This is a genomic window from Streptomyces sp. AcH 505 (assembly GCF_000818175.1).
Classification (GTDB): Bacteria; Actinomycetota; Actinomycetes; order Streptomycetales; family Streptomycetaceae; genus Streptomyces.
Map to the genome: position 1 here is coordinate 1,381,430 of NZ_JTIY01000001.1, position 6,851 is coordinate 1,388,280.

Here is a 6,851-nt window from a genome sequence, read left to right on the forward strand (position 1 = left end):
GTGCGCGCCGGGCCCCGGGGCCTGGGCGGCGCGCGGTGGGGTCCCCCAGTCGCGCGGTACGACGCCGGGCGCGCCCTCCGGGACGTCCCCGGGCTCACCGAGCGCCGCGCGCGCCTGGGAGATGCGTATCTGTTCCATGGTCATGTCGTGGCGCATCTCCGAGCGGCTCCATGCCCGCTCGGCCAGCTCCCACATCGTGATCAGGTGCGCCGGGTTCGTGTCGGTCGCCTCGGCGAGAGCGACGACGGCACCCTTCGGCGGCAGCAGCCGGCCGTTCAGATACCGCTCCCAGGACGTCCTGCTGTAGCCGGTCCGGTCGGCGACCGCCGCGACACCGAGGCCGCCGCGGTCGAGGAGTCTGCGCAGCTGTCCGGTGAACTCCCTGACCTCCGGGTCCAGTTCGTCCGGCAGCGTCTTCCAGCGCGGCATGTGCCTCACCCTCTTGTCTCACATCCGTTGCGCACGGATCACACCGTGGCGGAATGGTCACTTCCGTGCCACAGCGACCAGGCAGCCCTTGTAGCCGCCCGGCACGTCCATGACGCTGTGGATGTCGGCGGCGCCCGTCCTCGTCTCGGGGGAGAAGACAGGCGCCGCCGCACTCGTACAAGCTCAACGCCTCACGGTGTGGGCGTCTTGACCGTCGAGTGGACCACGTCCTCCAGGAACGGGAACTCCAGCCACGGATCGGGCTGCGTCATCAGCGCGAGCAGCACGATCGCGATACCCAGCAGGCCGTACGTGACCATGTCGGTGAAGCGTGAGCGCACGGCGAGCATGCCGACGGACGGGATCGTCCGGCGCAGCACCGCGCCGCCGATCAGGGCGACCCCGATCAGCATCGTGCCGATCCGGAACGCCTCGTCGAAGGGGTGCAGACCGACGATCAGCAGGCCGAGCCCGGTCGTGCCGAGCACACTGATCAGCGGCCACTGCCGGACCGGCGCGGGCGCGTCGGGGGCCGCGGCGCGGCCACTGCCCTCGGGGCGCGCCGTGGTCGCGGGGACCTCCTCCTCGGGAACGGCGTCGGCCGCGGAGGCCGCAGTGCCGTTCTGCGCGGCCGTACCGTTCACAGCGCCGTTCTGCGCCGCCGTACCGTTCTGTGCCGCCGGCTCCAACGGCTCCGCAGGGCCCTGCGGTTCCGCCGGGGCGGCGGACGGTGCCGTCCCGGCCCGCGACCGTGCCTGCGGACCCGTCGCGTCGCCCGCGCTCGTACCAGCACCCATGTGTGGTGCCCCTTTCCCGTTCGGCTCGCGTTCAGCCCGCGTCGACGACGGTACGCTCCGCCGCCTCGACGACGTTGACCAGCAGCTGGGCACGTGTCATCGGGCCGACGCCGCCCGGGTTCGGCGAGATCCAGCCCGCCACCTCGGCCACGCCCGGATGCACGTCGCCCACGATCTTGCCGTTCTCGTCCCGGCTGACGCCGACGTCGAGCACGGCGGCGCCCGGCTTGACGTCCTCGGGCTTGATGATGTGCGGCACCCCGGCGGCGGCGACGACGATGTCGGCCTGCCTGAGCTGCGCCGACAGATCGCGGGTGCCGGTGTGGCACTGGGTCACGGTCGCGTTCTCCGACTTACGGGTCAGCAGCAGCGGGATCGACCGGCCGACCGTGATGCCACGGCCGACGACCACCACGTGCGCGCCGTTGATCTCCACGCCGTGGTGGCGCAGCAGTTGGATGATGCCGTACGGGGTGCAGGGCAGCGGCCCCGTCTCGTTCAGCACGAGCCGGCCGAGGCTCATCGGGTGCAGTCCGTCGGCGTCCTTGTCCGGGTCCATCAGCTCCAGCACCCGGTTGGTGTCGATGCCCTTGGGCAGCGGGAGTTGCACGATGTAGCCGGTGCAGTCGGGGTTCGCGTTCAGCTCCAGCACCACCGCCTCGATGTCCTCCTGCGTTGCCGTGTCCGGCAGTTCGCGCTGGATCGAGCCGATACCGACCTCCGCGCAGTCGCGGTGCTTGCCGTTGACGTACCAGCGGCTGCCCGGGTCGTCCCCGACGAGCAGGGTGCCGAGGCCCGGGGTCACGCCTCGCTCCTTGAGGGCCGCCACTCGGACGGTCAGTTCGGACTTGATCGCGGCTGCGGTGGCCTTGCCATCGAGAATCTGGGCGCTCATGGCCCCCATCCTCGCGGATGACCCCTCCCCTGTTCCAATTCGAGGCCGGAACGGACTGCGGCACAGGTTGCACTTACACAACGCATACGTCATACGACTGGACAGAAAGTCGGACGGAATACCACGATGACCGCGCAGAGCGCGGAAAGTGTCGGGGGAGCGGTCCGCTCAGTCATGTCTTGTTCCTCCGCGCGGGCCGCGCCGTCCCCGCACCACCGACGGAGGAATACCGCAATGAGCTTCGGCGACCCGAACAACCCGTACGGCCAGCAACAGGGTCAGCCGGGCAGCACACCCCCGGGCCAGCCCGGATACGGCTACCCCCAGCAGGCCCCGCAGGGCGTCCCGCAGCAGGGGTACGGCTACCCGCAGCAGCCCGGCCAGCCGTACGGCTACCCGCAGGCACCCGGCCAGGGCGGATACGGCTACGGATCGGCGCCCAGTTACGCGAACTGGGGCGCGCGGTTCCTCGGCACGATCGTCGACGGGCTCGTCTTCCTCGTCCCGTACCTCTTCTTCATCATCGGCGTGAACAGCGACGGCGCCATCTCCGGGATCTTCGCCGCGATCGGCGGCCTCGCGCTGCTCGGTATAGCCATCTGGCAGCTGATCCAGGAGGGCAAGACGGGTCAGACCATCGGCAAGAAGGCCGTGGGGATCCGGCTGGTCCGCGAGGCTGACGGTCAGCCGCTGGGCGTCGGCATGGCGTTCGTCCGCCGCCTCGCGCACTTCCTCGACAGCCTCCCCTGCTACATCGGCTGGCTGTGGCCGGCGTGGGACGAGAAGAACCAGACGTTCGCGGACAAGATCTGCTCGTCGATCGTCATCAAGACCAAGTAATCACGTGCGCTGACGACAGCCGCAGGACCGCACGAGGGCCGCGCTCCCCTGGGGGAGGCGCGGCCCCTGTGCGTGCGGGTGCGCGGACCCGTGGGACGTGTGTCAGTGGAAGAAGTGCCGCGTCCCGGTGAAGTACATCGTCGCGCCGGCCTTCTCCGCCGCCTCGACCGACAGCGGGTCACGGACCGAACCGCCCGGCTGCACCACGGCCTTGACGCCCGCTTCGAGCAGCACCTCAAGACCGTCGGGGAACGGGAAGAACGCGTCGGACGCCGCGTACGAACCCCGCGCCCGCTCCTCCCCCGCGCGCTCGACGGCGAGCTTCGCCGAGTCGACGCGGTTGACCTGACCCATGCCGACGCCGACGGAAGCGCCGCCCTTGGCGAGCAGGATCGCGTTGGACTTGACGGCGCGGCTGGCGCGCCAGGCGAAGGCCAGCTCGGCCAGCTCGGCCTCGGACAGCGCATCGCCGGTGGCCAGCGTCCAGGTGGCCGGGTCGTCGCCGTCCGCCTGGAGCCGGTCGGTGACCTGGAGCAGCGCGCCGCCGTCGACGGCCTTCACCTCGACGGAGTTGGCCGGGGCACCGGCGCAGCGCAGCACCCGGATGCTCTTCTTGCGGGCCAGCACCTCGACGGCGCCGTCCTCGTAGTCGGGCGCCACGATGACCTCGGTGAAGATCTCGGCGACCTGCTCGGCCATCGCCACCGACACCGGCCGGTTGACGGCGATCACCCCGCCGAACGCGGAGACGGGGTCGCAGTCGTGGGCCTTGCGGTGCGCCTCCGCCACGTTGTCGGCGATGGCGATCCCGCACGGGTTGGCGTGCTTGATGATCGCGACGCACGGCTCGGCGTGGTCGTAGGCGGCCCGGCGCGCGGCCTCCGTGTCGGTGTAGTTGTTGTACGACATCTCCTTGCCGTGCAACTGCTCGGCCTCGGCGAGGCCGCCCGTACCGCTCGTGTACAGCGCGGCGGGCTGGTGCGGGTTCTCGCCGTAGCGCAGCACCGCCGACCGCTCGTAGGTGGCGCCGAGGAACTCGGGGAAGCCGGAGTCGTCCGCCGCGTAGTCCTCGTTGAACCAGGACGCCACGGCCACGTCGTACGCGGCGGTGTGCTGGAACGCCTCGGCGGCGAGCCGCTTACGGGTCGTCAGGTCGAACCCGCCGTCCTGAACAGCCGCGAGCACGTCCGCGTACCGGTCGGGGCTGGTGACAATGGCGACCGACGGGTGGTTCTTGGCGGCGGCGCGCACCATCGAGGGGCCGCCGATGTCGATCTGCTCGACGCACTCGTCCGGGGTCGCCCCCGACTCGACGGTCTCGCGGAACGGATACAGATTCGAGACGACGAGTTCGAAGGGCTCGATGTCCAGTTCGGCCAGCTGCTCGCGGTGCGAGTCGAGCCGGAGGTCGGCGAGGATGCCGGCGTGGACGCGCGGGTGCAGCGTCTTGACGCGGCCGTCCAGCGTCTCGGGGAAGCCGGTCAGCTCCTCGACCTTGGTGACGGGCACACCGGCGGCGGCGATCTTCGAGGCCGTCGATCCTGTCGAGACCAGCGTGACGCCTGCCTCGTGCAGCCCGCGGGCCAGCTCTTCGAGGCCCGTCTTGTCGTAGACACTGACCAGCGCGCGGCGGATCGGCCGCTTCGTACCTTCGGCGGTCACTGGATTGACACCTTTCGTCCCTCAATGCGGTAGCCGTGCCGGGCCAGACGCCCCACGACATCGACGAGCAGCCGTCGCTCGACTTCCTTGATGCGCTCATGGAGCGCGACGCCACCGTCCTCGTGGTCCTCGTCCCGCACCTCGACCACCGCCTGGGCGATGATCGGGCCGGTGTCGACACCGTCGTCGACGAAGTGGACGGTGCAGCCGGTGACCCTCGCCCCGTACGCGAGTGCGTCGCGTACGCCGTGGGCACCGGGAAAACTGGGCAGCAGGGCGGGGTGCGTGTTGATGAAGCGCCCGCCGAACCTCGCGAGGAACTCCTTCCCCACGATCTTCATGAAACCGGCCGAGACCACCAGGTCAGGCTCGTACGCCGCGGTGGCGGCGGCCAGCGCCGCGTCCCACTCCGCACGTGTCGCGTGGTCGCCCACCCGGCAGACGAAGGTCGGCAGCCCCGCGCGCTCGGCGCGGTCGAGACCGGCGATGGAGTCGCGGTCGGCGCCGACCGCGACGATCCGTGCGCCGTAGGCCTCCGGGTCGTCGCCGATGGCGTCGATCAGGGCCTGCAGATTCGTACCGGATCCGGAGACCAGGACCACGAGACGGGAGAGGGGCGCGGAGGCCACGACGGGCGCCTTTCTGTGCGCGAGCACGGCCTCGGCGAGAGGTCCCTGCGGGCTTTGTGTGGTCGTACGAACAAATCGTGTCCCGCGATGTGGGGAACTCTACGAAGGAGCCGACCGTCAGCAACGATACCGGCACACCGAGCCGCCCCCACGGGACGGGGGCGTGGCCGGGAGGTAGCGTCAGGGGACAGGGTTCCGTCTCTCGACGGGCCATACGAGACCAAGACCCCCGCGCGCAGGGTCTGAGGGGAAGACGTTCACCAGATGCCGGACCGACGCCGCCGCACGGCGCTCCACCTCCCGCCGCCCTCCGGGCCGGTGCTGCTGCAGCGGGAACGCCAGTCCTCTTCCACCGGGCCCACGGGGTCCTCCGGGTCGTCAGGACCTGCTGAACCGGGCGACCCGGCCTCGGGTTCCGGCTCGGGCTCGGGTTCCGGCTCGGCCTCGGGTTCCGGCTCGGGCTCGGGTTCCGGTCCGGGATCGTCCGGGCCTTCGTCCGGTTCTTCCGACGACAATCCGTTCGCGCCTCCGCCCGAGGACAGACCCGACCAGCCGTGGCGGCCCCGCCACCACGGCGGCGGTGACTCCCCCGACGACGACGGTTCGGGCACGGACGGCGACCGTCCGGTCTGGGGCAGCCAGTGGAGCAGCCAGCAGCCCGGCCGCTCGCAGGGCGGCTTCGGCAGCCGTCCGGGCAGCCGCAACACCCCGGATCCACAGAACGGCCGACCGGGCCGTGAGCCTGGCCAGGGCGGTCCCGAAGGGGGCCGCGGACTGCGCTGGGACCCGAAGGACCCGGCCCAGCGCCGCGCCCGCTACGCCCTGCTGGCGGGGATGTGGGCCTTCTTCTTCGCGCTGTTCAACTTCCCCGAGATCGCGCTGCTGCTCGGCGCGCTCGGTCTGTACTGGGGCATCAGTTCGCTGCGGAACAAGCAGCCGGCGCAGCGCACGGAGGGCCGCGCCGCCGCCGGCAGGCCCGACCCGTTCAACGCCCCGGCGCAGCCGTCGGCCGAGCCGTCGGACCGCGCCCCTGCGGCGGGTTCGCAGCGGTCGTCGGCCCAGGGCGGACAGCGTCCGCCGGCCGGTACGACCGGTACCGGCAAGCCGCAGACGACGGCCGCGGTGAGCGGGATCGTGACGGCCGGGCTCGCGCTGGCGATCGTGGCGGCGACGTTCACGGTGCAGCTCGTCTACCGCGACTACTACACCTGCGTGGACGACGCCCTCACCAAAACGGGTCAGATTTCGTGCAACGACGAGCTGCCGCACTCGCTGGTCTCGGTCTTCGGGATCAAGGAGTAGCGGTCGGCGGGGTGTCAGCCTCGCCCTTGTCGCGCTGATCGGTCTCGGTCTTGGAGCCGCCCTCCTCCGTGGAGGGCGGCTCCTGCTGCTGAGGGGGCGTGACGGGCACGACGGGTGCGGCCGGCGTGGGGAAGGCGGGCACCGGACCGTCCGCGACCTCCTTGAACGCCGCCCAGCGGGCCTCGCGCGCGTCGTCGTGCCAGGCCTCGGCCGGCAGGAAGTCGTAGTCGGCGTCCGGATCGGTGTCGGCATCCGGCCCTTCCGCCGCCGGACGCGCGGGCTGCGGTACGGCGGCGA

The 6,851-nt window shown here is 71.3% G+C and carries 7 protein-coding genes and 1 pseudogene; 2 read left to right on the forward strand and 6 right to left on the reverse strand.

Annotated elements, in window-relative coordinates:
• The 3 genes from HY68_RS06325 to HY68_RS06335 form a co-directional block, all read right to left on the reverse strand.
• A partial coding sequence (locus HY68_RS06325) for a helix-turn-helix transcriptional regulator (RefSeq protein WP_157874433.1) occupies positions 1–429 on the reverse strand: 429 nt, incomplete at its 3' end.
• A 191-nt stretch (positions 430–620) separates the two neighbouring features.
• On the reverse strand, positions 621–1,226 hold the full coding sequence (locus tag HY68_RS40425; RefSeq protein ID WP_078863457.1) for a DUF3017 domain-containing protein: 606 nt from the start codon (positions 1,224–1,226) through the stop codon (positions 621–623).
• A gap of 31 nt (positions 1,227–1,257) precedes the next feature.
• Positions 1,258–2,121 (reverse strand): bifunctional methylenetetrahydrofolate dehydrogenase/methenyltetrahydrofolate cyclohydrolase, encoded by an 864-nt coding sequence (locus HY68_RS06335; protein WP_041985411.1) that lies wholly within the window; start codon positions 2,119–2,121, stop codon positions 1,258–1,260.
• A 234-nt stretch (positions 2,122–2,355) separates the two neighbouring features.
• Here HY68_RS06335 and HY68_RS06340 point away from each other — a divergent pair, with 234 nt between their 5' ends.
• The gene (locus tag HY68_RS06340) at positions 2,356–2,961 is read left to right on the forward strand and encodes an RDD family protein (RefSeq protein WP_041985413.1); all 606 of its coding nucleotides are present in this window, start codon (positions 2,356–2,358) and stop codon (positions 2,959–2,961) included.
• Positions 2,962–3,063: 102 nt separating this feature from the next.
• On the opposite strand, the gene purH is transcribed toward HY68_RS06340, so the two are convergent.
• Together purH and purN are read right to left on the reverse strand one after the other, a co-directional pair.
• Positions 3,064–4,623 carry a bifunctional phosphoribosylaminoimidazolecarboxamide formyltransferase/IMP cyclohydrolase gene (purH, locus tag HY68_RS06345; RefSeq protein WP_041985418.1) on the reverse strand — a complete coding sequence of 520 codons (1,560 nt, stop codon included), beginning with the start codon at positions 4,621–4,623 and terminating at the stop codon, positions 3,064–3,066.
• Positions 4,620–5,252 carry a phosphoribosylglycinamide formyltransferase gene (purN, locus tag HY68_RS06350; protein WP_041995306.1) on the reverse strand — a complete coding sequence of 211 codons (633 nt, stop codon included), beginning with the start codon at positions 5,250–5,252 and terminating at the stop codon, positions 4,620–4,622. Before purN ends, purH begins: the two co-directional genes overlap by 4 nt.
• A gap of 264 nt (positions 5,253–5,516) precedes the next feature.
• Here purN and HY68_RS06355 point away from each other — a divergent pair, with 264 nt between their 5' ends.
• A complete protein-coding gene (locus tag HY68_RS06355) occupies positions 5,517–6,554 on the forward strand; it encodes a hypothetical protein (protein WP_041985421.1) in 1,038 nt (345 codons plus the stop codon).
• Here HY68_RS06355 and HY68_RS43530 read toward each other — a convergent pair.
• Positions 6,544–6,851 (reverse strand): annotated as a pseudogene (locus HY68_RS43530) (hypothetical protein); the annotation flags it as partial. The gene HY68_RS06355 and the pseudogene HY68_RS43530 sit on opposite strands and share 11 nt — an antisense overlap.

What these genes read in the sequence shown, in the direction of transcription:
- HY68_RS40425 (WP_078863457.1), bottom strand. Translation starts at nt 1,226, where the DNA reads ATGGGTGCTGGTACGAGCGCGGGCGACGCGACGGGTCCGCAGGCACGG.
- HY68_RS06335 (WP_041985411.1), bottom strand. Translation starts at nt 2,121, where the DNA reads ATGAGCGCCCAGATTCTCGATGGCAAGGCCACCGCAGCCGCGATCAAG.
- HY68_RS06340 (WP_041985413.1), top strand. Translation starts at nt 2,356, where the DNA reads ATGAGCTTCGGCGACCCGAACAACCCGTACGGCCAGCAACAGGGTCAG.
- HY68_RS06355 (WP_041985421.1), top strand. Translation starts at nt 5,517, where the DNA reads ATGCCGGACCGACGCCGCCGCACGGCGCTCCACCTCCCGCCGCCCTCC.